This is a genomic window from Amycolatopsis sp. Poz14 (assembly GCF_006704225.1).
Classification (GTDB): Bacteria; Actinomycetota; Actinomycetes; order Mycobacteriales; family Pseudonocardiaceae; genus Amycolatopsis; species Amycolatopsis nivea.
In genome coordinates this window covers 128297-152306 of the sequence record NZ_JACLHD010000001.1, presented here as the reverse complement: position 1 = coordinate 152306, position 24010 = coordinate 128297, and the positions used below count along the sequence as shown (strand labels likewise).

Annotated in this window: 23 protein-coding genes; 17 read left to right on the top strand and 6 right to left on the bottom strand. The window is 71.2% G+C overall.

The annotated features are described in order from the left end of the window. Nucleotides 1-4 precede the first annotated feature (4 nt). From FKO37_RS00805 to proC, 5 genes are all read left to right on the top strand, one after another. Nucleotides 5-988, top strand: coding sequence for a Ppx/GppA phosphatase family protein (locus tag FKO37_RS00805; protein WP_238603468.1), 984 nt, complete (start codon nucleotides 5-7; stop codon nucleotides 986-988). A gap of 148 nt (nucleotides 989-1136) precedes the next feature. Further along, nucleotides 1137-2852 carry a phage holin family protein gene (locus FKO37_RS00800; RefSeq protein ID WP_238603467.1) on the top strand — a complete coding sequence of 572 codons (1716 nt, stop codon included), beginning with the start codon at nucleotides 1137-1139 and terminating at the stop codon, nucleotides 2850-2852. 34 nt (nucleotides 2853-2886) lie between these two features. After that, nucleotides 2887-3690 (top strand): sugar phosphate isomerase/epimerase, encoded by an 804-nt coding sequence (locus tag FKO37_RS00795; protein WP_238603466.1) that lies wholly within the window; start codon nucleotides 2887-2889, stop codon nucleotides 3688-3690. Nucleotides 3691-3851: 161 nt separating this feature from the next. Continuing rightward, nucleotides 3852-4682 carry a thioesterase family protein gene (locus FKO37_RS00790; RefSeq protein ID WP_134663664.1) on the top strand — a complete coding sequence of 277 codons (831 nt, stop codon included), beginning with the start codon at nucleotides 3852-3854 and terminating at the stop codon, nucleotides 4680-4682. Nucleotides 4683-4706: 24 nt separating this feature from the next. Beyond that, on the top strand, nucleotides 4707-5519 hold the full coding sequence (proC, locus tag FKO37_RS00785; protein ID WP_037818829.1) for a pyrroline-5-carboxylate reductase: 813 nt from the start codon (nucleotides 4707-4709) through the stop codon (nucleotides 5517-5519). A gap of 46 nt (nucleotides 5520-5565) precedes the next feature. Here the strand turns inward: proC and FKO37_RS00780 are convergent, their stop codons facing one another. Beyond that, nucleotides 5566-6408 carry a transposase family protein gene (locus tag FKO37_RS00780; protein ID WP_238603465.1) on the bottom strand — a complete coding sequence of 281 codons (843 nt, stop codon included), beginning with the start codon at nucleotides 6406-6408 and terminating at the stop codon, nucleotides 5566-5568. An 857-nt stretch (nucleotides 6409-7265) separates the two neighbouring features. On the opposite strand from FKO37_RS00780, the gene FKO37_RS00775 reads away from it, so the two are divergent. The 4 genes from FKO37_RS00775 to FKO37_RS00760 all read left to right on the top strand — a co-directional run bounded on the left by FKO37_RS00775 (nucleotide 7266) and on the right by FKO37_RS00760 (nucleotide 10059). Further along, nucleotides 7266-7481 carry a helix-turn-helix domain-containing protein gene (locus FKO37_RS00775; protein WP_033291067.1) on the top strand — a complete coding sequence of 72 codons (216 nt, stop codon included), beginning with the start codon at nucleotides 7266-7268 and terminating at the stop codon, nucleotides 7479-7481. 143 nt (nucleotides 7482-7624) lie between these two features. Next, complete coding sequence (locus FKO37_RS00770; protein ID WP_007030867.1) at nucleotides 7625-7726, top strand: 30S ribosomal protein bS22; 102 nt, start codon at nucleotides 7625-7627, stop codon at nucleotides 7724-7726. 261 nt (nucleotides 7727-7987) lie between these two features. Beyond that, nucleotides 7988-9034: an NAD-dependent epimerase/dehydratase family protein gene (locus FKO37_RS00765; protein ID WP_134734535.1), complete on the top strand. Its 1047-nt coding sequence runs from the start codon at nucleotides 7988-7990 to the stop codon at nucleotides 9032-9034. Further along, complete coding sequence (locus tag FKO37_RS00760) at nucleotides 9031-10059, top strand: lysophospholipid acyltransferase family protein (protein ID WP_134734534.1); 1029 nt, start codon at nucleotides 9031-9033, stop codon at nucleotides 10057-10059. The genes FKO37_RS00765 and FKO37_RS00760 overlap by 4 nt, the downstream gene beginning before the upstream one ends. 3 nt (nucleotides 10060-10062) lie before the next feature. On the opposite strand, the gene FKO37_RS00755 is transcribed toward FKO37_RS00760, so the two are convergent. Next, nucleotides 10063-10674 carry a TetR/AcrR family transcriptional regulator gene (locus FKO37_RS00755; protein ID WP_238603464.1) on the bottom strand — a complete coding sequence of 204 codons (612 nt, stop codon included), beginning with the start codon at nucleotides 10672-10674 and terminating at the stop codon, nucleotides 10063-10065. Nucleotides 10675-10735: 61 nt separating this feature from the next. Between FKO37_RS00755 and FKO37_RS00750 the strand changes: the two genes are divergently transcribed. Continuing rightward, nucleotides 10736-11143 carry a RidA family protein gene (locus tag FKO37_RS00750; RefSeq protein WP_037818834.1) on the top strand — a complete coding sequence of 136 codons (408 nt, stop codon included), beginning with the start codon at nucleotides 10736-10738 and terminating at the stop codon, nucleotides 11141-11143. A gap of 7 nt (nucleotides 11144-11150) precedes the next feature. Here the strand turns inward: FKO37_RS00750 and FKO37_RS00745 are convergent, their stop codons facing one another. From FKO37_RS00745 to FKO37_RS00735, 3 genes are all read right to left on the bottom strand, one after another. Then, entirely contained in the window at nucleotides 11151-12059 is a 909-nt protein-coding gene (locus FKO37_RS00745) for an HAD family phosphatase (protein ID WP_051729659.1), read from the bottom strand. 140 nt (nucleotides 12060-12199) lie between these two features. Next, complete coding sequence (locus tag FKO37_RS00740) at nucleotides 12200-13288, bottom strand: DUF5667 domain-containing protein (protein ID WP_238603463.1); 1089 nt, start codon at nucleotides 13286-13288, stop codon at nucleotides 12200-12202. Nucleotides 13289-13385: 97 nt separating this feature from the next. Next, entirely contained in the window at nucleotides 13386-14096 is a 711-nt protein-coding gene (locus FKO37_RS00735) for a sigma-70 family RNA polymerase sigma factor (protein ID WP_199818095.1), read from the bottom strand. A 281-nt stretch (nucleotides 14097-14377) separates the two neighbouring features. Here FKO37_RS00735 and FKO37_RS00730 point away from each other — a divergent pair, with 281 nt between their 5' ends. Genes FKO37_RS00730 through FKO37_RS00720 form a run of 3 tightly spaced genes read left to right on the top strand, consistent with a single transcriptional unit; the run spans nucleotide 14378 to nucleotide 17736 of the window. Further along, nucleotides 14378-15883 (top strand): AMP-binding protein, encoded by a 1506-nt coding sequence (locus tag FKO37_RS00730; protein WP_037818838.1) that lies wholly within the window; start codon nucleotides 14378-14380, stop codon nucleotides 15881-15883. 22 nt (nucleotides 15884-15905) lie between these two features. Further along, complete coding sequence (locus tag FKO37_RS00725) at nucleotides 15906-16121, top strand: glutaredoxin family protein (protein WP_037818910.1); 216 nt, start codon at nucleotides 15906-15908, stop codon at nucleotides 16119-16121. 58 nt (nucleotides 16122-16179) lie between these two features. Further along, nucleotides 16180-17736, top strand: coding sequence for a molybdopterin-dependent oxidoreductase (locus FKO37_RS00720; protein WP_051729647.1), 1557 nt, complete (start codon nucleotides 16180-16182; stop codon nucleotides 17734-17736). A gap of 48 nt (nucleotides 17737-17784) precedes the next feature. On the opposite strand, the gene FKO37_RS00715 is transcribed toward FKO37_RS00720, so the two are convergent. After that, a complete protein-coding gene (locus tag FKO37_RS00715; RefSeq protein ID WP_037818839.1) occupies nucleotides 17785-18435 on the bottom strand; it encodes a hypothetical protein in 651 nt (216 codons plus the stop codon). Between the two features lie 893 nt (nucleotides 18436-19328). Here FKO37_RS00715 and FKO37_RS00710 point away from each other — a divergent pair. The 4 genes from FKO37_RS00710 (at nucleotide 19329) to FKO37_RS00695 (ending at nucleotide 23994) form a co-directional block, all read left to right on the top strand. Beyond that, nucleotides 19329-20117: a redox-sensing transcriptional repressor Rex gene (locus tag FKO37_RS00710; RefSeq protein ID WP_037818914.1), complete on the top strand. Its 789-nt coding sequence runs from the start codon at nucleotides 19329-19331 to the stop codon at nucleotides 20115-20117. Further along, entirely contained in the window at nucleotides 20118-21431 is a 1314-nt protein-coding gene (locus FKO37_RS00705) for a glutamyl-tRNA reductase (protein WP_238603462.1), read from the top strand. After that, a complete protein-coding gene (gene hemC / locus FKO37_RS00700; RefSeq protein WP_238603461.1) occupies nucleotides 21432-22379 on the top strand; it encodes a hydroxymethylbilane synthase in 948 nt (315 codons plus the stop codon). It abuts the gene before it with no gap. An 82-nt stretch (nucleotides 22380-22461) separates the two neighbouring features. Beyond that, nucleotides 22462-23994, top strand: a complete 1533-nt coding sequence (locus tag FKO37_RS00695; protein ID WP_037818842.1) for a bifunctional uroporphyrinogen-III C-methyltransferase/uroporphyrinogen-III synthase — start codon at nucleotides 22462-22464, stop codon at nucleotides 23992-23994. Nucleotides 23995-24010: the final 16 nt, after the last annotated feature.

Below are 24010 nucleotides of genomic sequence, written 5' to 3'. Positions count from 1 at the left end.
CCTCGTGCGCCTAGGGGTACTCGACGTCGGTTCCAACACCGTCCACTTGCTCGTGGTCGACGCCCACCGTGGCGCCCACCCGACCCCGATGCACTCCGAGAAGACGATGCTGCGGCTGGCCGAACAGCTCACCGGCTCCGGCGAATTGAGCCGTCCGGGCGAGGACGGCCTGGTCCGGGCGGTCGAATCGGCCAAGGCCGCGGCCGCGCGGCTCGGCTGCGAGGACGTGCTGGCGTTCGCGACGTCCGCGGTGCGCGAGGCGAAGAACTCGGCGAAGGTGCTGGCCAGGGTAGGCGCCGAGACCGGCGTCAACCTGCGCGTGCTGTCCGGCGAGGACGAGGCGCGGCTCACCTTCCTGGCGGTGCGCCGGTGGTACGGCTGGTCGGCGGGGAAACTGCTGGTGCTGGACATCGGCGGCGGGTCGTTCGAGGTCGCGATGGGCCGCGACGAGGAACCCGAACTCGCCGAGTCGCTTCCGCTGGGAGCCGGGCGCACCACCCGCACCCGCTTCCGCAACGACCCGCCCACCCGGTCCGAGGTCGTCGCGACGTCGGCCTGGCTCGAGGACCAGCTCGCCGGGCTCGCGAAAAAGGTCGCCGGCCAGGGCCTTCCGGACCGGGTCGTGGCGACGTCCAAGACGTTCCGCTCGCTCGCCCGGCTGACCGGGGCGGCCCCCTCGGCGGCGGGCCCCCGCGTGCGCCGTACGCTCACCGACACTGCCCTTCGCCAGCTCATCGCCTTCATTTCGCGGATGACCGCCGCTGATCTGGCCCAGCTGGAAGGCGTCAGCGGGAGCCGGTCGCACCAGCTCGTGGCGGGCGCGCTGGTGGCGCAGGCCGCGATGCGGGCGCTCTCTCTCACGGAGTTGGAGATTTGTCCCTGGGCGCTGCGAGAGGGTGTCATCCTGCGGCGGTTGGACCACGCCAACGGTGCGGACGAAACTGGAACCGCGATCTCCGGCGTTTCGGCGAGCGGGGAGGACCGGTGACAGCAGCGGACTGGACTTGGCCGACGAAGACCAGGCACGGTGAAGAGGTGACGGACATGCACTGCACGGTGTCGATTGCGCGCGGCTCCGGAGGCGGGTGTGCCCGAGTGACCACAACCAACCCCGAGCGCGCTTTGGACAGCACGGTATGACGGACCAGACCGGCGGCGACCAGCCCCAGAAGACCGTGGCCGAACTGCTCGCCCAGCACGGGCAGCAGGTCGACGGCGGACGGCGACGCAGGCGCAGGGCGGCCGATGACGAGGACGAGGCCGCCCCGCGGCGCTCGGGCCTCACCGACACCGGACCGCAGGCGATCATCGACCGGGTGGCGTCCGAGGGCGGCACCCCGCCGCCTCCTTCGCGTCCCTCTGGCGGCCGCCGCCGTCCGGACGCGGCCCCGCGGCCCGGTCCGCAGGAATCGGGCCAGTACCCGCGTCCCGGGCAGCAGCCTTCGGGGCAGTACCCCGCGCCGCAGGACGCCGGGCCGCCGCCGATGAACGGCCAGCCCTCGGGGCAGTACCCGGCTCCGAACGGCCAGCAGGACTCCGCGTACGTGCGTCCCCCGGCGCCGCCGCAGGAGTCCGGGCAGTACCCGCGGCCTGCCAACGGCCAGCAGGATTCGGCCTACGTGCGCCCGCCCGCGCCGCCGCAGGAGTCGGGCCAGTTCGCCCGTCCCGCGCCGCCCGCGCCAGGCCCGCAGGGCACCGGCTACCTGCGTCCCGCCGCGCCGCAAGACTCCGGCTACGTGCGTCCGCCCGCGCCGCCGCAGGAATCCGGGCAGATGCCGGTGCCGCCGCGCGGCCGTCCGCCGCGTCCGCAGGCCGCCGACGAGGAGACCCGCGGCGCGGTGCCGCCGGTCCGCCGTCGGCCGGCGCCGCAGGCTCCGCCGCCCCCGCCTCAGGACGGTGGCTTGGCTGCCCGGCTCGACGGTCTCGACGGCGACGCCCCGGAACCGCCCGCGCCGCCGATGGCGAGCGGTGCGTTCCCCGCGCCTGGCGCCCCGCCGGCCCCGAACCGGCCGCGGCGTGCCCCGGCCCGCCGTCCGGCACCGAAGCAGGAGCCGCACACCGAGCAGTTCGACGCGATCGACGGCCCACCCGCTGAGGGTGTCGCCGAGGACGCGCCGCCGGCGGGTCTCGCCGGCTGGCGGCAGCGTCGGCAGGCGGAACAGCTGGAGGACACCGAGGTCGGCATGATGCCGGCCGTCCCGCCCGCTGGTGCGGAGCCGGCACCGGCCGAGGAGTACGCCGAGGACGACTACGTCGACGACGGTTACGAGGACGAGTACCCGCCCGCCGCCGCGGACTACGACGCGGGCCCGCCGACCGCGGGCTACCCGGCCCCGATGCCGTTCGCCCCTGGCGCCAAGGACCCGGTCGACGACGACCTGGCCGAGTACGAGCGCGAGTTCGCCGAGCCGTCCGGTTACCCCGACGGCCAGCCGGACTTCGAGGGCGACGACGGCTACGGGTACGAGCACGCCGAGGGCTACGAGCACGCCGACGGTTACGCCGAAGGCGACGAGTACGACGACTACCCCGAGGAAGCCGTCGCCGAGGACGCTCCGGAGGCCGAAGCCGAGCCGGAACCCGAGGTGTCCGCGGGCAAGCAGTGGCTGACGCTGGCCGGACAGCTCGCGCTGGGCGTCGTCGGCGGCGCCGCCGTGTGGCTGGGCTTCAACTGGCTGTGGGTCAACCTCGCGCCCGCCGCGCTCGTGGGCGCGTTGCTGGTGATCGTCGCGCTGGTCTGGATCGTGCGGAAGATCCGCCGTGCCGAGGACCTGCAGACGACCCTGCTGGCGATTCTCGTCGGGTTGGTGGTGACGGTGTCGCCCGCGGCGCTGTTGCTGGTGGCCAAGTAGTCCGCCGCGAAGGACCCTGGGGCAGGATGGGCGCGTGAGTGAGAGCGCGCCCGTCCCCGTGGGTCTGAGCACCGCCTCGGTGTGGCCGCTGCGCGCGGGCGCGGCGTTCGAGCTGGCCGCCGATCTCGGCTACGACGGCGTCGAGGTCATGGTCTGGGCCGATCCGATCAGCCAGGACGTCTCGGCGATCCGGCGCTGGTCGCGGCGTACCGGGATGCCGGTGCTGTCGGTGCATTCGCCGTCGCTGCTGATCACACAGCGGATCTGGTCGCCGGATCCGGAGGTGCGCCTGCGCCGCTCCGTGGACGCCGCGCTGGAACTCGGCGCGCGCACGGTCGTGGTGCATCCGCCGTTCCGATGGCAGCGGCGATACGGCGACGCGTTCGGCGATCTTGTAGACGAGCTCGAGGACGCCAGCGGCGTGGATGTCGCGGTGGAGAACATGTTCAAGGTCCGCCCGCCCGGCGGTTCGCGGGATGCGCGGGTGTCGGCGTTCCGGCCGTCGATCGATCCCACGGACGTCGGATTCCGGCACTACACCTTGGATCTGTCGCATTCGGCCGCGGCGCGGATGGACGCGCTCGCGCTCGCGGACCGGATGGGGACGGGGTTGAGCCACGTCCATTTGGCGGACGGGACGGGGATTCCGAAGGACGAGCACCTGATTCCGGGGCATGGCGGGCAGCCGTGTGCGGAGTTGCTGGAGAAGCTGGTCAGTGACGGGTTCGCCGGGCAGGTGGTGCTGGAGGTCAACACCCGGCATGCCACGGGGGCGGCGGCGCGGGCGCGGGCGTTGGCCGAGGCGCTGTTGTTCGCCCGGTTGCATCTGGGGCAATGATCCCTGGGTGATCTTGCTCGGCTGTCCGGGCGGTCCCTGCCCTGCTCGGCTCGCAAAGGCGGCCGGGCACCGTAAAGTGCGGGCGTGACCTCGTTGCCATCGCCGTCTCCAGATTTCGCCGGACCCGGTTCCACGCGCCGTATCGCCGTGGCCGGTCGTCCGTGAGCGCGGCCGACGACACCGCGACCGCCTTCGACGGGGCCACCTCAGTGCGGTCGCTCGGAGACGGCACGTTCACCGCGACGTTGCGGTCGGAATGGTCGATCGGGGTCCATCCGCACGGCGGGTTCCTGGTGGCGTTGCTGGCGAAAACCGCCGCCGCCGCGTTGCACGAGCGCGGGGACGCGACCGTCGATCCGCTCGCGGTGAGCACCGAATTCCTGCACGCGCCCGCGCTCGGCCCGGTGCTGCTGCGCGCGGACGTGCGCAAGGTCGGCCGCCGGGTTTCGGTGGTCGCGGTGTCGCTCGAACAGCGCGGCCGGGCTTGCGTCGAGGCGAGGGTCACGGTCGGCCGGTTGCCGATGCGTCGTTCCGAATGGACGGACCTGCCGCAGATGCCTGCCGAACCGCCGTCGAACGCGCCGCAGCTCGGCAAGGACACCCCGGAAGGCCCGTTCCACCTGTCCGCCGCCTGCGACGTCCGCCTGGACGCGGCGACCGCGGGATTCCTCACCGGACGCACCGGCGACCCGCCCCGGCTGCGGATGTGGGCGCGCCCGCGCGTGGGCCAGCCCGACGTGTACTTCTCGCTGCTGGCAGGCGACCTCAACCCGCCGGTGGTGGCGAACCTCGGCAGGCACGGCTGGGCCCCGACGGTCCAGTTGACCTCGCTGCTGCGCACCCGCCCGGCCCCCGGCTGGCTGCGGATCCTCGTCGAATCGCGCTCGGTGCACGAGCCGTGGTTCGACTCGGACGCGACCGTCGTGGACTCCCAAGGCAGGCTCGTCGCGCAGGTGCGGCAGCTGGCGCTCGCCCCGGCACCGGGCGGCTGAGCCGCGTTTGGCACGCTGAAGCGCATGAGTGTGATCGCGGTGCTGGGTGCGGGAAAGATCGGCGAAGCCCTGCTGTCGGGCCTGCTCAACGGTGGCCACGAGCCAGGCGACCTGCTCTTCACCGAGCGGTACGAGGAGCGGGCGCGCGAGCTGGAAACGCGCTACCCGGGCATGAAAGCGGCGACCGTCGCGGACGCGGCGCGGCGCGCGGACATCCTCGTGGTCGCGGTGAAGCCGCAGGACATCGAGCCGGTGCTGGACGAGCTGGCCCCGCTGCTCGGTCCGTCCTCGCTGGTGGTGTCGCTGTGCGCGGGACTGCCGACCGCGCTGTACGAACGCCGGCTCGCTGAGGGCGTGCCGGTGGTCCGCGTGATGCCGAACACCCCGATGCTGGTCGGCGAGGCGATGAGTGCGATCTCACCCGGCCAGCACGCGACGCCCGCGCACGTCGCGACGGTCAAGGAACTGCTGTCGCACGTCGGCCAGGTCGTCGAGGTGCCGGAGCGACAGCAGGACGCGGTGACCGCACTGTCCGGATCCGGCCCGGCGTATTTCTTCTACCTGGTCGAGGCCATGATCGACGCGGGCATCCTGCTCGGCCTGCCGCGCGCGCTGGCCGGACAGCTGATCATCCAGTCGGCGGTCGGCGCGGCGAAGATGCTGGCCGAGGGCCAGGACCACCCGGTACTGCTGCGCGAGGCGGTGACGTCCCCCGCCGGGACCACCATCAACGCGATCCGCGAACTGGAGAAGCACGGCGTGCGCGCGGCTTTGCTCGACGCGATCGAGGCCGCCCGCGACCGCTCGGAGGAGCTGGGGCGCGCCCACGAGAACTGATCGTCCGCCTCCGGTCGGACCGCCCCAATGCCACATTGAGGTTTTCTCAGTAGCGTCCGTGGTGTTCGTGGTGGGTGAGGACGAGGGCTGCTTGGGTGATGTGGCCGATGCGTTTCGGGCAGAGGGTGACGTGTCGGAGTGCTCGCCAGCGGGTTTTCAACATTGCGGCGGCGCGTTCGCCGAGGCAGCGCAGCCGGGTGTGGAGCAGGTTGAAGGCGTGCTCGTCGAGGGTGAGCGGCGGTCGGCCGGTGGTTTTCTTGACCGGGGTGAGGATGCCGATGCCGGCTGCGTGGTAGGCCTTGTCGGCCAGGGTTTTCAGGCCGTGGGCCGCGACTGCGGTCAGGGCGCCGGTGATGCCGTGGTGCCTGGCCGAGGCGAGGTCGTTGCGGGAGCCGGGCAGCACGGGCGAGACCCAGAGCGGGAACCCGTCGGCGGTGGCGAGGAACTGGATGTTCCCGCCGAAACAGCGGTGTTTGCCCGAATACCACAGATGGACGGTCGCGCCGCGGTTGCGGCCTTTGGTTTTGACGGTGGTCGCCGCGACCCGGTCGCAGGCGATGAGGGTGCCGTCCAAGATGACGTGCGCGTCCCCGGCGCTGCGGCGTTGTTCCAGGACCTGGTGCAGGTCGGGGGCGTGGGCGGCGAGGGCGGTGATGGCTTCGTGCAGGTACCGGTAGGCGGTCGCGACGCTGACGGCGTGGCCGACGGCGAGGCGGTGCACCGGGACGGCGTCGCGGAACCAGGCCAGCGCCAGCACCGCCTGCCCGAACGGCGTCAACGCGCGCCGGCCGCGGCGGGTGCCGCGGCGACGGCGTTCGGCGTGCAGGACACGCGCGACGAACAGGGCCAGCTCGCGCGCCACGTCGAGCGTGGCACCATAGGCAATCACGTGGGGCCTCTGGAATCTCTCGGACTTGATCTTCAGCAAATCCAGTCCTACCAGCGGCCCCACGCCTCGCCCCTCGGCGACACACCCCCACCAAGCCCTACTGAGAAAACCTCATTGGGGTTTCTCAGTGGCGCGGCGGGTGGCGTTGGTGCGGCGAGGCGCAGCGTCGACGGGGCCGCGTTGCTTCTCCGCTCCGGTTGATGTCCGTGAGGGGCACCCTGAGGGAATCAGATTCCGTCAGGGTTCCCCTCACGACCTCCGCACCAGCCCGACCGCGCTCCTCGACCGAGGGCAGCGTCACGCGCCGCGCTCGCGGATGGCTGCGTCCCTCTGGCGGCGGGTGGGTGCGCGGAGAGGTCCGTGAAGGGCTCCTTGAGGGAATCTGATTCCCTCAAGGAGCCCTTCACGGACCTCGGCGGGAGAGGAGCCGCCCGGCGCGCCTAGTCGGCCGACGCCCGCAGCGTCCTGACCAGCATCGCTGCCACGAACCCACCGCATACCGCGCGCTACTGAGAAACCTCAATGGGTGCGTCTGACGCACCCAACGTGGCGTTCGGTGCGTCGCATGCACCCAATGCCGCATTGAGGCGCTTCGAGCCAGGGCCCGGAGGAGGGCGTCGGCGGGCCCGCTGCTCCGTTCAGCGGTGCCGATGTCGTAGCACTACACCGGACCGAATCCGGCAAATCGGATACTGCTGCGCCGTCCGGGCTACGCGAAGCCCCAGGTGAGGGCCCATCCTGGTGACAGGCGTCGCACGAGTCCCACCTGTCCCGCTACCCTCGGAAGAGCACGTGCGTGTCGATACCACAGGTGGGGAAGCCTCGTGGCGCGACACGTGTCGAAGGACGCGGTAAACATGTCGCCGAACAAGAGGGAGGATTTGCCCGCGGTAGGGCAGGTCCAGTTTTTGACAGTCGCCGAAGTGGCCACGCTGATGCGGGTCTCGAAGATGACCGTGTACCGCCTGGTGCATTCGGGCGAACTTCCCGCGGTCAGAGTCGGGAAGTCCTTCCGGGTGCCGGAAAAAGCGGTGCACGAGTATCTGCAGGGTGCTTACTTCGACGTGGGCTGATCCGACGGCGGGCATGCGTCAGACCATGCCCGCCGACCAGCCCGCGCCGGGACGCTAGTAACCTGGTAAACCGCTCGTGCCTGTGCGCTCCACCCGTTGGACGCTGCGCCGGGCAGCGTGACCGACGACCAAGAGGAGCGCCCATGGGTTCCGTGATCAAGAAGCGCCGCAAGCGCATGTCGAAGAAGAAGCACCGCAAGCTGCTGCGCCGTACGCGCGTGCAGCGGCGCAAGGCCGGCAAGTGAGCCGTCCGCGCGGCTAGAGTTTCGTGGCCCGTCCAGTCTCTGGACGGGCCACACTCATGTTCGGACCCTCCTACGCCCGATCGAGTGAGGCGCGTATCGCAATCCGGACGTCCCTCGTAAATACCAGGTAAGACCTGGTCAGCAGGGTGTCCGGGGCCGGTAACATGGCAGGTGCATCAGCGCGATGCTTCCAGCGAGTGCAGGTTCGCGCACCCCGAGTGATCACTCCGTCTTGCACACTGCTGCCGATCAGGGAGTTCCATGGCCTCGAACATCGTGCTCGTCACCGGAGTCGCCGGCGACCTCGGCGGGAAGCTGCTCGCCAGGCTCGGCGCGCATCCGGATCTCGAGCGGGTGATCGGCGTCGACACCGCCCCGCCGTCCAAGGACGTCCAGCAGCGGATGGGCCGCGCCGAGTTCGTCCGCGCGGACATCCGCAATCCGCTCATCGCGAAGGTGATCAGCAGCGCCGAGGTGGACACCGTCGTGCACACCTCGTGCACCGCGCATCCGGCCGGGCCGAGCCGGCGCGCCGCGGTCAAGGAAGTCAACGTCATCGGCACCATGCGGCTGCTCGCCGCGTGCCAGCGCGCGCCGAAGGTGCGCAAGCTCGTGGTGAAGTCGAGTGCCGCGGTCTACGGCGCGGGCGCGCGTTCGCAGGCGGTGTTCACCGAGGATTCGGAGCTGATCCCGCCGTCGACCAGCGGCTACGCGAAGGACGCGGTCGAGATGGAGGGCTACGTGCGCGGGCTCGCCCGCCGCCGCCCGGACCTGACCGTCACGCTCCTGCGGTTCGCGAACATCATCGGCCCCGAGGTCGACACCGTGCTGGCCCGGTACTTCTCGCTGCCGGTCGTGCCGACCGTCTTCGGCTACGACTCCCGGCTGCAGCTGCTGCACGGGTCAGACGCGCTGTCAGTGCTCGAAATGGCGACGCTGGAAGACCGGCAGGGCGTCTTCAACGTCGCGTCCGAGGGCGTGCTGACCCTGTCGCAGGCGATCCGCCGGGCGGGCCGGGTCGGGCTGCCGATGCCGCGCGGCGTGGTGCCGTCGGTCGGGAAGCTGCTGCGCGGCGCCCGGCTGGTCGATTTCTCCGCCGACCAGGTGCGGCTGCTGAACTTCGGCCGCGCGGTCGACATCACGAAGCTCAAGAAGGAATTCGGGTACACGCCCCGCTGGACCACCCGCGAGGCGTTCGACGACTACGTGGCCGGCCGCGGCCTGCGTCCGGTGCTCGACGGCGGTGCGCTGGCCGGGCTGGCGGGCAAGGTGCTCGAGGCCGCCGCCACCGGGCAGGCGCGCCGATGAACCACGCGACGAGGGCCGGAAGCGAGGCGAATCCCGTGAACAGTGCTGAGGCACAGGTCATTCCGCTGCATGGACCCGGCCGGGAGAAGCCGGCCGAGGCCCCGGCTCCGGTCGAGGAGCGGGTGGACGCGCCGGTCGTGGAGTTCCCGGCGCAGCCGTCCGGTCCGGTGCGCGAGCCGGCCGCCGATCCGCTGTCGGAATCGGTGCGCGGCGCGCTCACCTTCCTGCGCCACCGGCTCACCGGCGACTACGAGGTGGACGAGTTCGGCTTCGACGCCGAGCTCACCGAGACGCTCGTGCTGCCGCCGCTGCGCGCGCTGTACGAGAAGTGGTTCCGGGTCGACACGTTCGGCGTCGAGAACCTGCCGAAGGCGGGCGGCGCACTGCTGGTGTCCAACCACTCCGGCACCTTGCCGCTCGACGCGCTGATGACCGCGGTCGCGGTGCACGACGAGACCGGCGGACGGCATCTGCGCGGCCTCGGCGCGGACCTGGTGTTCAAGCTGCCGCTGGTCGGGTCGTTCGCCCGCAAGTCAGGGCAGACGCTCGCCTGCAACGCCGACGCCGAACGCCTGCTGACCAACGGCGAACTGGTCGGCGTGTGGCCGGAAGGCTTCAAGGGCGTCGGGAAGCCGTTCTCCGCGCGGTACAAGCTGCAGCGCTTCGGCCGCGGCGGGTTCGTGTCCGCGGCGATGCGCGCGGGCGTGCCGATCATCCCGGTGTCGGTGGTAGGGGCCGAGGAGACGTATCCGAAGATCGGCGAGCTCAAGGTGCTGGCCCGGCTGCTCGGACTGCCGTACTTCCCGGTCACGCCGTTCTTCCCGCTGCTGGGCCCGCTCGGCGCGGTGCCGCTGCCGACGAAGTGGACCATCGAGTTCGGCGAACCGATCCGCACCGACGAGTACGGCCCGGAAGCGGTCGACGATCCGATGCTGGTGTTCACGCTCACCGACCAGGTCCGCGAGTCGATCCAGCACTCGCTGTACCGCAGGCTTTCCCAGCGCCGCAGCGTTTTCCGGGGTTGAGCATCAGCCGGGCAGGCGCCAGCCCCGGCGCACTGAGCGTTCGCAGCGCCGCGGTTCGTCGCCGACGCTGACGAACAGCGCGGTCAGCAAGGCCGCGCCGTGGTCGAGCGTGCCGCGCGGCAGGGGGCCGTTCGCGACCAGCGAGACCAGGCCGTGCGCGATGGCCCAGCTTTGCGTGGCGAGTTCGAGCGCGTCGAGGCCTTCGCGGTACCGGCCCGTGTCGCGGCCGCGGGCGGCGGCTTGCACCAGGTACTCGAGGGTGTCGTCGGCGGCTTGGGCGTCTTCCAGGTCGAAGTTGGCGTCGAACATCACGCGGTACAGGTCCGGGTGGGCCAGCGCGTTGCCGAGGTACGCGGAGATCAGCGCGGCGTGGTCGCGTACCGGATCGGTGGACTGGCGGACCTCGGCCATCCGGTGCGCCAGCCGGGTAAAACCCTCCTGCCGCAAGGCTTTCCACAGCCCGTCCATGCTGTCGAAGTGCGTGTAGACGGCCATCGTCGACACTCCGGTGCCGGTCACGAGCGAGCGCAGGGTGATCGGTTCGCGGGTGCGGAGCATCTGCGCTGCCCGTTCGAGCAGCAAGGTGCGCACTGCCGGATCTTTCGCCCTCGCCATGGCGGCATTCTATAGCATTGCAATGCTATGTTTTGAAGACCGAGGATCTTCAGGAGGAAACATGGCCGTCACCCTGGTCAATCCCGCTTCGCTGCCGCAGGTCGGCCTCTACCGGCAGGTGTCCGTCGCGACCGGCTCGCGGACGGTGTACCTCGCCGGGCAGGTCGCGCGAACCGCGGACGGCGGGCACGTCGGGGAAGGGGACCTGGCCGCGCAGGTCGAGCAGGCTTACCTGAACGTGGCCGCGGCGCTGGCCGAGGTGGGCGCCACGTTCGCGGATGTCGCGCGGCTGACCGTGTATTTCGTCGAGTGGTCGCCGGAGAAGATGGGCGAGTTCGTCGAGGGCGTGCAGCGGGCGGAGAAGAAGCTGGGCGTCAGCATTCAGGCCCCGTTGACCGGGATCGGCGTGGCGTTCCTGGCCGAACCGGACCTGCTGGTCGAGGTCGAGGCGACCGCGGTGCTGGACTGATCCGGTTTCAGCGGCGGCGGTACGCCATCCCCGCGGCGACCGCCCCCGCGACCGCGCCCGCGCCGAGCACGGACGGGACGCCGATGCGGGCGGCTTTGCGGCCGGTGCGGAAGTCGCGGATCTCCCAGCCGCGGGCGCGGGCGACGTCGCGCAGGCCGCTGTCCGGGTTCACCGCGACCGCGGTGCCGACGACCGACAGCATCGGCACGTCGTTCTGCGAATCCGAATAAGCCGTGCAGCGCTTGAGGTTCAGGCCCTCCCGCGACGCGAGCGCGCGGACCGCGTGGGCCTTCGCGCGGCCGTGCAGCATGTCGCCGACCAACCGTCCGGTGTAGACGCCGTCCTTGGTTTCCGCGACCGTGCCGAGCGCGCCGGTGAGGCCGAGGCGGCGGGAGATGATCGCGGCGAGTTCGATCGGGGTCGCCGTGACGAGCCACACGCGCTGGCCCGCGTCGAGGTGCATCTGCGCGAGCGCGCGGGTGCCGGACCAGATCTTGTCCGCCATCAGCTCGTCGTAGATCTCCTCGCTCATCGTGGTGAGCTCCTCGACCGTGCGACCGGCCACAAAGGACAGCGCGCGCTCGCGGTGGGTCTTGATGTCGGCCTTGTTCTCGCGCCCGCCGATGCGGAACTTGACCTGGTCCCACACGAAACCGGCGAGGTCGGCCGAGGTGAAGAACTTGCGCGCGGCGAGCCCGCGGGCGAAGTAGAAGATCGACGCGCCCATCATCATCGTGTTGTCCACGTCGAAGAAGGCGCCCGCGGTGAGGTCCGGCGGCGCGGGCGGAACCGTCGTCGCCAGCTGCGCCGAGGAGGACGCGGCCTCCGCCGACGCTTCTCCGGCGAGCGTGGCGAGCCGCTCCAGTTCCTGACTCTTATCCTTGCCACGCCAAGCTGACACGCACACCGCCTCCAGGTTCGGGCACGTCCCGGCGGACGACGCCGACCGGGTCCTGCAGCACAGGGTAGCGACCGTGCGACTCACCCGTTGGAGATGTGGCCCGCGCCTCGGACAGGGGTTGCGTTCCGGGGTGACGCATGTCGCTGACCTTGGCGTCAGCCGATGACGATCGGCGGGAGCCCGGGGAGCAGCGGCGGGATCGAGACGACTGGCGGGGGTGCGGGTCGGGTCGGGATCCGGGGTGTGGTCGGGGCGGTGATCGGCGGCGGGACGCTCGGCGGGACCGGCGGGTGCGGGATCTGGGGCGACGTCGGCGTCGGGGTCGGCGTGCTCGGGTCGCTCAGCGTCGGCGACGAGACCGAGCGCACCGGCAGCGGGGAGTCCGTCGGCGGGACGCTCGTCCCGGCAGCAGGCGGCGGGCTGGTCGGCGTGGAGCCGCCGGGCGACAGCGGTTGCTGGGTGCACGCGCCGCGCGCCGGGAGGAGGCCGAGTTCGTCCGTGGTGCCGGTGGTGATCTGGTAGCAGCTCAGCCGCGAGCCCAGCGCGGAAGTCCGCTGCTGTACCCGGTCGAGCAGGAGGCGTGCCTGCTGGAGATCCGCGAGGGCGGACGCCGGGACGTCGGCCTGCTCCGACTCCAGTTGCCGCGACTGGCTCTGCGCCCACGATTCCAGTGACGTCAGCCGCGTGCGGTTGCCGCTCGTCGTCGCCAGCTCGGTGAGTTCGGACACGCCCGCGCGGACGTCGCTGCTGAAATCGTGCAGCGCGGTTTGGTACGCCGACGGGCTGGCGTCGCTCATCCGGCCCAGTTCGGTGACGCGGTTCGCGGCGAACTTCAGGTGTTTCTCGGCCTTGGCTTCGTCGCCGAAGGTCAGGCCGAGCGACGTGACTTCGCCGGCTCGCTTCACGCTGTACAGCGCGTCTCCGGGCAAGGCGTCTCGCGAAAGCAGCAGCGTGAGCCCGCCAAGGCCGAGGATCAGCGCGATGCCCGCGGCGGCGAGGTCGGCCATTCGCGGCCGCCATCGACGGCGGGGGAGCGGTTCGCCGATGCGGCCTTCGATCTCGGCGCGGATCCGGGCTCGGGTGGCGGGATCGGGGGCGCCTGCCTGGCCCAGTTCGCGCAGGGCGCCGACCAGTGCCAGCTCTTCGGCGAATTCTTCCGGCCGCTGTCCGGGGGAAGCATCGATCGCGTCGTCGAACCGTTCGCTCTCGGTCCGACCACGCGAAAACCACCCGGGCACGCCCACGGTGCTGCTCCGTCTCCACCCAACGCCCGGCCCTGACCGCCGGTCTGGGTGAGAAACGATTAAGAAGCCGAAAAAGTTACGGCTGTTCGTTGAACGATCAACGCAAGCCGGTGGGCAGCAGCTGCGCGAGCCGCCGGACCGCCCGGTGCTGCAGTGCCTTCACCGCGCCCTCGTTGCGGTCCATGATCTGCGCGGTCTCCGCGACCGACAGCCCCTGGAGGAACCGCAGCACGATGCATTCGCGCTGGTCCTCGCCCAGTTCGGCGACGCAGCGCAGCAGTTCGGCCCTGGTCGCGCCCGCGATCGCCTGCTGTTCGGGCCCTGCCTGGGCGACCGGGCCGACCGGTCCGCCGGGCACGCCGCCCGGTTCGGCGACCTCGTCGGTGACGACCTCGAGCCGGAACCGGCTGGACTTCACGTGGTCGAGGATCAGGTTGCGGGCGATGGTGACGAACCACGCGCCGACGTCGCGGCCCTGGTAGCTGACCGACGTGATCCGGCGCAGCGCGCGCAGGAAGGTCTCGCTGGTGACGTCCTCGGCCAGGTCGCGGTCGCCGAGGCGGAAGAGCGCGTAGCGGTAGACGACGTCGACGTACCGGTCGTACAGCTGGCCGAACGCGGAGGACTCGCCCGCTTGCGCGGCCCGCACCAGTTCCCACGCCTCGGCCTTCGCGACCTCGGCGGGATCCGGTTCGGCGTCGGCCTTGGGCAGCGGCACGGCGGCCGCGGGCGAGCCGAACACGCGGTCGGCGAACATCGAGACCGGACCGCGGTGCGGTGCGGCGGACAGGGTGATCGGACGGCTCATCGGGCGGCACCTCCGGCGGTCCCTGGTGCGGCCGGGCGCGTACCCGAGGGCGTGCGGGCGTGCCTCGGCGCGTGTCCCACACCCTCGTGGACCGGCGGCTTCGGCACGACGACTCCCTTGCTCGGGTCACCCGGTAGTGATCAACGCCACCCGGCGACGCAGTGCAGCATACGTGTTGTTACCGCGAAGTAGGTAGTGTCCCGGTCAGGCAGAGGTGCGACGATCGCGCAGCATCCCCATTACGGGTGACAAGATGACGAATCCGCAACGGAACGAGAGGGGTGGGGGTGGACCGGATCAGCACCGCCCACGGCGTCGCCGGCCTGCTCGCCGAAGCGGCCAGCCGCTGGCCGGATCGCACAGCGATCATCGAGACGGGCACGGGTGCCACGCTGACCTGGCGAGAGCTCGACGAAGCGGCGCACGCGCAAGCACGCCGGCTGGTGTCCGCCGGCGTCGCGCCGGGCGACCCGGTGGTGCTGCGGCTCCCGACGTCGGCTGACTTCGCGGTCGCCCTGTTCGCGGTGCTGCGCGCGGGCGCGATCGCCGTGCCGCTCTCTCCGCAAGCCCCCGCGCCCGAACTGGAACGGCTGCTGGAGCACTGCGGTGCGAAACGCGTGGTGCAGCGCGACGAGTCGGAGTTGCCCGACGGCATCGCCGGACTGCCGCCGCGCGGCGACGAGCCGGGCGACCCGGTCGACCTCGGCCGTTCCGGCGAGGACATCGCGGTCATCTCGTACACCTCCGGCACGACCGGTCCGCCGCGCGGAGTGCTGCTGTCGCACCGCGCGTTGCTGGCGAACCTCGATCAGCTGTCCCAAGTGGACGGCGTGACCGAGCACGACGACCGGGTGCTGGTGTCGATCCCGCTCTTCCACGTCTACGGCCTCGGCCCCGGCCTGCTCATGGCCACGGCAGTCGGCGCGACGCTGGTGCTGTCCGAGCGCTTCGAAGCCCGGCGGACGCTCCAGGACTGCGCCGAGCATGGCGTCACGGCGATCACCGGCGTGCCCGCTATGTACAACGAATTCGCCGCGCTCGACCCCGAAGAACTGGCGCACGGTCTGGCGACCGTGAAACGGCTGACGTCCGGTGCCGCGCCGTTGCACCCCAAGGTGCTCGCCGCGATCCGGGAGGCCGCCGGGGTCGACGTGTACGAGGGCTACGGGCTCACCGAATGCGCGCCGGTGGTGACGTCGACGCTGGTCACCGGCTATCCGAAGCCCGGATCGGTCGGACGGCCGCTGCCCGGGATCGAACTGCGGCTGGTGGAGTCGGACGGGTCCGCGGACGAGTTGCCGCTCGATCCGGAGGAGCCGGACGACGTGTTCGAGGCGGGCGGCAGCACCGGGCTGGTGTCGGTGCGCGGGGCGAACCTGTTCTCCGGGTACTGGCCGGACGGTGCGCACGGCCCGGACGCCGAGGGCTGGTTCCGGACCGGCGATGTCGGCTACCTCGACTCCGACGGCGATCTGCACCTGGTCGACCGGGCCAACGACTTGATCATCGTCAACGGCTTCAACGTCTTCCCGCACGAGGTCGAGGAAGTGATCTCGCAGCTGCCCGGGGTGGCTGAGGCGGCCATCGTGGGCGTGGTCGACGAGCGCAGCGGCGAAGCGGTGAAGGCGGTCGTGGTGCCTGCCGAGGGCGCGGCGTTGTCGGAGCAGCAGGTGGTGGACCAGTGCACCGCGCATCTCGCCGGGTACAAGGTGCCGCACACCGTCGAGTTCGCCGAGACGCTGCCGCATTCGGCGACCGGGAAGCTGCGCCGGCTGAAGCTACGCTGATCCTGTGCACAAAGTGACCGTGATGAGCCGCGAAGGATGTCACCTGTGCGACGTGGCCGAGGCGGACGTCGCGCGGATCTGCGGCGAGCTGGGTGTGCCGTGGGAGACCGCGGACGTCGACAGCGACCCGGAATGGCGGGCCGAATACGGCGACCAGGTGCCGGTGATCCTCATCGACGGGGTCGAGCACGGGTACTGGCGCGTCGAGGAAGAACGGCTGCGCGCGGCACTGCGGTAAGCAACCCGTAAGCGCTTTGAACGGGCCGGACCCGCCCGGACCCGCCGAAGATGGTGGGGTGAGTGCGTTGAAAGAAGCCCCGCCGACCGTCCGGCCGCGCCTGTCGCTGGGCATCGCGACCTTTATCGGGCTGGTCTCGCTGGCCGTCGCGCTGGGCGCGGGGCATCTGATTGCCGGATTTGTCGGGTACAACGCGTCGCCGTTCGTCGCGGTCGCGGACTTCGTCATCGCGCACAGCCCGCACGCCGTCGTGGTGTGGGCGGAGCAGACGATCGGGACCGCCGACAAGACCGTGCTCAAGATCGGCCTGGCCGTGGTGCTGCTGGCGTTCGCGGTGCTTGCCGGACAGCTTTCGCGCCGCCGTGCGCTGCCTGGCCAGTTGCTGGTGGTCCTGGTCGGCGCGTTCGGGATTTTCGCGGTGTTCGAGCGCACGGACGTCGGACAGCTCGCGTTGCTGTCTCCGGTGCTGGCGCTGGGCGCTTCGCTGCTGGTGTTCAGCTGGCTGCACAAACGCGCGCTGCCTGCGGAAACCGAACCGCGGCAAGGGCTCAGTCGTCGCCAGGTCCTGCAGCGCGGCGCGGGAATCGCGGCCGGCGCCGGGGTGGCGGCGATCGTCGGCGAGGTCGTGTCCACCACCAGCAGCGCGACCGGTTCGCGCGCGTCGATCGGTCCGCTGGTCGCCGCGAAGAAGGCCCCGCCGCTGCCGCCGGACGCGGATTTCCACAAGCTCGGCTCGCCGCCGTTCATCACGCCGAACGGGAGTTTCTACCGGATCGACACCGCGTTCGTCGTGCCGCAGGTGCGGGCCGAGGACTGGACTCTCAAGATCCACGGCATGGTCGACCGCGAGGTGAGCTTCTCCTACGCGGACATCCGGAACCGGCCGCTGATCGAGCGGACGGTGACGCTCACCTGCGTCTCCAACGAGGTCGGCGGCGACCTGATCTCCACCGCGAACTTCATCGGCGTCGACCTGGTCGACCTGCTGGACGCGGCGGGCGTGCAAGCGGGCGCGCAGCAGATGTACGCGACCAGCGTCGACGGGTTCACCTGCGGCACCCCGGCCAACGTCGCGCTCGACCCGGCGCGCGGCGCGATGCTCGCGATCGGCATGAACGGCGAGCCGCTGCCGGTCGAGCACGGTTTCCCGGCGCGGATCGTGATCCCCGGGCTGTACGGCTACGTCTCGGCGACCAAATGGGTCACTGACCTGGAGTTCACGACCTGGGACGCGCGGCAGGCGTACTGGCTGCAGCGCGGCTGGGCGGAACAGGCCCCGATCAAGACCGAATCGCGGATCGACGCACCGGGCGACGGCACGTCGGTGCGCGCGGGCAAGGTCCGCGTCGCGGGGACGGCGTGGGCGCAGCACGTCGGGATCGCGAAGGTCGAAGTACGCGTGGACCAGGGCGCGTGGGTCCCGGCGACGCTTTCGGCCGAGGTCAACAAGGACACGTGGCGGATGTGGTGGGCCGAGGTGCCGGTGCCGCCGGGCAGCCACACGGTGACGGTGCGGGCGACGGACCAGTCCGGGTACACGCAGACCGACCATCCTGCGGACCCAGTGCCGGACGGTGCGACCGGATGGCACAAGGTGCCGTTCACCGCGGTGTGAACCCAGACCTGCGAAGAGCCGGGACAGCCTCAGACGTGGTGCCCGCCGCTAGCTGATGCGGGGCGGAGGCAGTTGGCGGCTGAGCGCGTCGGCGAGCTGGTGTAGGTCATTGAGAGCCGGTTCGATGCGGGCGAGGTCCATGCGACCGTCTGCCCACGTCCACAACTGGCCCGCGACAAGCCGGAACGGCTGGCGGTGTGTGGTGACCCAGCTCCGGACCTGCGGGGTGAGGTCGGCAGGCGCCCCATCGACCGCCCAACTCCGATCGAAGTCGGAACCGCCGCTGGAGCTGGTCTTGAGGCCATGGGCCAACTGCCCGAGCATGCCGCGCGGCCGGACGGTCAGGTCTGGTGCCGCCCCAGGTAACTGGAGGGCGAAGACCTGAGTGAACTGCCGCTCGGCGCGATCGCTTGACTCAGCGTCGTCATGGCCAAAGACGGCGCTGTACTCGAACGACGTGAATTCGCGATCGCCGTTCGTTCCGGTGACGACGTGCCAAGCCCGAGGACGCCGCCCATCGTTGAACGGATACCCGTGACAACGGCCGAGAAGGTCGCGGTCCCGCTCTTGGTAGGCCCAACCATGCTCGGCCGCCGCGGCGGCGTACTGGTCGCGGCGTTTGCGGTAGTTGCGGAAGTACCAGTACGCGTAACCGCCGATCAAAACTACGGAAGGGATGCCTAGCAGCCACTGACTCACGAGTTGCTCCCGAATAAGGTGATGGTTGGTGGCTGTTATCCCGGCAACGACTGGATAACTTAGCCGCTACCCGAAGGGGTTGCGTCTTAACGCGGGGTGCGGGCGTGCCGCAGCTTGCGGCTGCTGAGTCTGCCTCGCAGCAGGTTGGTGCTGGCCGTTCGGCGGGCCGATGGCGAGGCAACTGAAGATCGTCATCGGAAGTGCGCTTACAGGCGGACCGCAGGCTTCGTTGTGCTTCTGGTCATGCGGATGACCAGTGACTTTGTGCATGCGTTCACAAGTGGACTACCGTAGGAACCCGTCCCCGCGAGGACCGGCATCGAACCGGACGGAAGCCGTGGGGTCAAGGGTTGGTTTTCCACTGCCGGTCAAGGCAGGTGGGGGACAGCGCGGGCACGAAGCCGGATTGAGGAGAAGTCAGCGTGGTGACACAGCGGGGCGGGCGCAGCGGTGCCGAACCGCCGGCCACGCCTCCCCGCGACGAATCCGACGCCGCCGAATCCGCTCCGCCGACCGCGCGCCGGTCCGGTGGACGGCACGCCGCGGGCAGCCGCCGTCGGGCCACGGTGAGCGAGAATGGTTTGGCGCGCAACGGAAACTCGGCGACTGGTGCGGAGAACGGGGACGACCAGGTCGCTGGCGGTGGCGAGCACGCCGCTGGCAACGGCCGCGTCTCCGGGAACGGCCGGGCCGGGTCCAGCAATGGCAACGGCCGCGCTAGCCGAGCATCCGCTGGCGAGCATTCCGAGAGCAACGGCCGCGCCAGTCGGGCGAGCACCCGGGCCGCCGCCGAAACCCAGGCCGAAGCGGAGAGCGACGCCAAACCCCGCACCCGTCGCGCCGCCCGCACCTCCCGCCCCGCCCCGGACGCCGACAACGCGCCTACCGCCGAGATGCCCGCCGTCTCCGATGCGGAGGACACCGCGGTCCGCGCGAAGCAGATTCCGGAGGCCGCCGTCGCCCGGCTGGCCGTCTACCTGCGGATCCTCTCCGGATTGGCCGAACAGGGCGCGACCACCGTCTCCAGCGAGGAACTCTCCGCCGCGGCGGGCGTGAACTCCGCCAAGCTCCGCAAAGACCTCTCCTACCTGGGCTCGTACGGCACCCGCGGCGTCGGCTACGAGGTGCAGGTGCTCGTCAGCCAGATCGAGCGGATCCTCGGCCTCACCCGGCAGCACCGGGTCGCGGTGGTCGGGATCGGCAACCTCGGCCACGCGCTCGCCAACTACGGCGGCTTCCCCGGCCGCGGCTTCCCGGTCGAAGCGCTCTTCGACCTCGACCCCGATCTGATCGGCGTTCCCGTAGGGGGTCTCCCGGTCTCCCACATGGACGACATTCCTCGCGTTTGCTCCGAAAGGGAGATTTCCGTGGGGATCATCGCCACACCTCCTACCGCCGCGCAGTCGGTGTGCGACAGGCTGGTAGCAGGCGGCGTCCAGTGCATCCTCAACTTCGCGCCGGTAGTGCTCCAGGTGCCGGCACACGTCGAGGTCCGCAAGGTCGACCTGGCCGTCGAGCTGCAGATCCTCTCGTTCCACGTGGCTCGGCGCGCCGACAGCGCGGCATCCGCCGGGGAAAACCGGGGGAATACCGGGTTACCCGGCGCCGGCGGGCCCGCCGACAATGGGAGCGGACGAAACGGCGCCGGTACGGACGGCGGTCTCGGAATGGTGGTGCGCTGAATGAGCGTGTTGGCGGTCGGGCTCTCCCATCGCAGTGCGGATCTCGGCACGCTCGAGCGCGCGGCGATCCCCGCGGACGAGCTGACCAAGGTCCTGCACGACCTGCAGCAGGCGGAGCACATCAGCGAGGTCATGCTCGTCTCGACGTGCAACCGCATCGAGGTCTACGCCGTGGTCGAGACGTTCCACGGCGGCGTCAACGACGTCTCGGAGGTGCTCTCCCGCAAGGCCGGGATGGAGCCCGCCGAGCTGTACGACAGCCTGTACGTGCACTACGCGGGCGCGGCCGTCGAGCACCTGTTCTCCGTCGCCTCGGGCCTCGACTCGATGGTGGTCGGCGAGACGCAGATCCTCGGCCAGGTCCGGTCCTCGTACGCGACCGCGCGCGACGCCGGCACCGTCGGCCGCACACTGCACGAGCTGATCCAGACCACGCTGCGCGTCGGCAAGCGCGTGCACTCCGAGACCGGGCTCGACCAGCTCGGCGCGTCCGTCGTGTCCGAGGCGCTGGCCGCCGCGGGGGACATCGCGGGCAAGCACGCGCTGATCGTCGGGGCCGGTTCGATGGGCGCGCTCGCCGCCGCCCAGCTGCGCAAGGCCGGGATCGCCGAGATCACCGTGGCCAACCGCACCGAAGCCAACGCCGCCCGGCTGGCCGAGAAGGTCGTCGCGGAGGGGATCCCGGCTCGTTCGGTGCCGCTGACTGAACTCGCGGACGCGGTCGAACTGGCCGATCTCGTCGTGGCGTGCACCGGTGCGCAGGACGCGGTCTTCCTCGCCGGGCACGTGCCCGCGCGCGCCGGCCGGCGGCTGGTCGTCTGCGACCTCGGGCTGCCCAAGGACGTCGACTCCGCGGTCGCCGAACTCGCCGACGTCACCGTGGTCGACCTGGAGACGATCCAGCGCCGCATGCGCGACGCCGGAGCCCCGACCACCGAGCGGCAGACCGCCAAAGCCAACGGCATCGTGCTCGACGAGGTGCGCGAGTACCTCGCCGGACAGCGCAGTGCCGAGGTCACGCCCACGGTCACCGCGCTGCGCAGGCGCGCGGCCGAGGTCGTGGACGCGGAGCTGCTCCGCCTGGACAACCGGCTGCCGGAACTCGACAGCCAGGTTCGCGAAGAGGTCGGCCGCACGGTTCGCCGCGTGGTCGACAAGCTGCTGCACGCGCCGACGGTGCGGGTCAAGCAGCTGGCCGCCGAGACGGCCGACACCGACTACGCCAACGCGTTGCGGGAACTGTTCTGCCTCGACCCGCAGGCTCCTGCGGCCGTGGCGAGCCCGACAGCGCCGGAATCCGAGAAGAAGCGGTAAGTGACCAGAGTCATTCGCATCGGCACGCGGGGCAGCAAGCTCGCCCTCGCGCAGACCGGCATCGTCGCCGACACCATCCGCGCCACCGGGGCGGAGGTGGAGATCGTCACCGTCACCACCCCCGGCGACCTCTCCAGCGCCCCGATCTCGCAGATCGGGGTCGGCGTGTTCACCTCGGCGCTGCGGGAAGCGTTGCTGCGCAACGAGATCGACGTCGCCGTGCACTCGTACAAGGACCTGCCCACCGCGCCCGAGGACGGCCTCGTGCTGGCCGCGGTGCCGCCGCGCGAGGACCCGCGCGACGCGCTGATCGCGCGCGACGGCCTCACCCTCGGCGAGCTTCCGCCGGGCGCGAAGGTCGGCACCGGCGCGGCCCGGCGGATGGCGCAGCTGCGCGCGCTGGGTCTCGGTTTGGAAATCGTGCCGATCCGAGGCAATATCGATACCCGCATGCGCAAGGTGACCGACGGCGAGCTGGATGCCGTGGTGCTCGCGCGTGCCGGACTGGCCAGGGTCGGCCGGGTGGACGAGATCACCGAAACCCTCGACCCGATCCAGATGCTGCCCGCCCCCGCGCAGGGGGCGCTGGCGCTGGAGTGCCGGGCCGCCGACGTGGACATCGAGCACCTGCTCGCGTCCGCGGTGGACGACGAGAGCACGCGGGTCGCGGTGACGGCCGAACGGGCTCTGCTCGCCGCGCTCGAAGCCGGGTGCAGCGCGCCGGTGGGCGCGCTCGCCGAGATCGTCGAGGACCTCGACGACGAGGGCGCGGTGGTGGAACGCATCTCGCTGCGCGGCACCGCTGCCGTCGAAGGCGAGAACGGCGGCGTCGACGTGGTGCGGGCGTCCGCGATCGCCGGGATCGGCGAGGCGGAGAAGCTCGGCCGGGAACTGGCCGCCGAACTGCTTGACCTGGGAGCCGGGGCGCTGCTCGGCCCCGCGCTGTGACGCCAGCCGTCACCGACCCGCACGACCTGCCCGACACCAGCGGCCGGAGCACCGGCCGCCCAAGAGGAGAAGAACACCAACGATGACCCCTGCTCGCAAGACCGCCGGGCGCGTCGCCTTCGTGGGCTCGGGCCCCGGGGACGCCGGGCTGCTCACCGTCCGCGCCCAGGAACTCCTGGCCAAGGCCGAGGTCGTGGTGACCGACCCGGACGTGCCCGCCAGCGTGCTCGCCTTCGCCGCCCCCGGCGCCGAGGTCCGCCCCGCCGTCGGCGAACCGTCCGACGTCGCGAAGGACCTGACCGCCGAGGCCAAGGCAGGCCGGCTCGCGCTGCGGCTGGTCTCCGGCGACCCGCTGACCAGCCCGGCCGTCGTGGCCGAGGTCCAGGCCGTCGCCCGCACCTCGGCCGTGTTCGACGTCATCCCGGGCGTCGCGCCGGGCACCGCGGTGCCCGCGTACGCGGGGGTCGCGCTCGGCGGCACCTACACCGAGGCGGACGTCCGCGGCGAGGTCGACTGGGGCGCGCTGGCCGCGGTCCCCGGCCCGATCGTGCTGCACGCGACCTCGGCGCACCTGGCCGAGGCGGCGAGCCAGCTCACCGAGAAGGGGCTGCCCCCGACCACCCCGGTCGCGGTCACCGCGAACGGCACCATCAACACCCAGCGCACGCTGGACACCACGCTGGCCTCGGTCGCGAACGACGCGGGCGAGCTGGTCGGCCCGCTGGTCGTGACGGTCGGGCAGGCCGCCGGGCAGCGGTCGAAGCTGTCCTGGTGGGAGTCGCGGGCGCTGTACGGCTGGAAGGTCCTGGTGCCGCGCACCAAGGAGCAGGCTGGCGAGATGGCCGAGCGGCTGCGCGGCCACGGCGCGACCTCGCACGAGGTCCCGACGATTTCGGTCGAGCCGCCCCGCAGCCCGGCGCAGATGGAGCGCTCGGTCAAGGGCCTGGTCGACGGCCGCTACCAGTGGATCGTCTTCACCTCCACCAACGCGGTGCGCGCGGTGTGGGAGAAGTTCGAGGAGTTCGGTCTCGACGCGCGCGCGTTCTCCGGCGTGAAGATCGCCTGCGTCGGCGAATCGACCGCGGCGAAGGTGCGTTCGTTCGGCATCATCCCGGAACTGGTCCCGACCGGCGAGCAGTCGTCCGAGGGCCTGCTGGCCGAGTTCCCGCCGTACGACGACGTGCTGGACCCGGTCAACCGCGTCCTGCTGCCGCGCGCGGACATCGCCACCGAGATCCTGTCGGCCGGTCTGGTCGAGCGGGGCTGGGAAGTCGATGACGTCACGGCTTACCGGACCGTGCGGGCCGCGCCGCCGCCAGCCGAGACCCGCGAGATGATCAAGACCGGCGGGTTCGACGCGGTCTGTTTCACCTCGTCGTCGACCGTGCGGAACCTGGTCGGGATTGCCGGGAAGCCGCACACGCGCACGCTGGTGGCGTGCATTGGGCCGAAGACCGCCGAGACCGCGGTGGAGTTCGGTCTGCGGGTGGATGTGCAGCCGGAGAAGGCTGATGTGCCGCATCTGGTGGACGCGCTGGCCGAGCACGCGGCTCGGTTGCGGGCGGAGGGCGCGCTGCCGCCGCCGCGCAAGGCCAAGCGGACTCGGCGCAGCTGAGGTTTCGGTCCGTGAA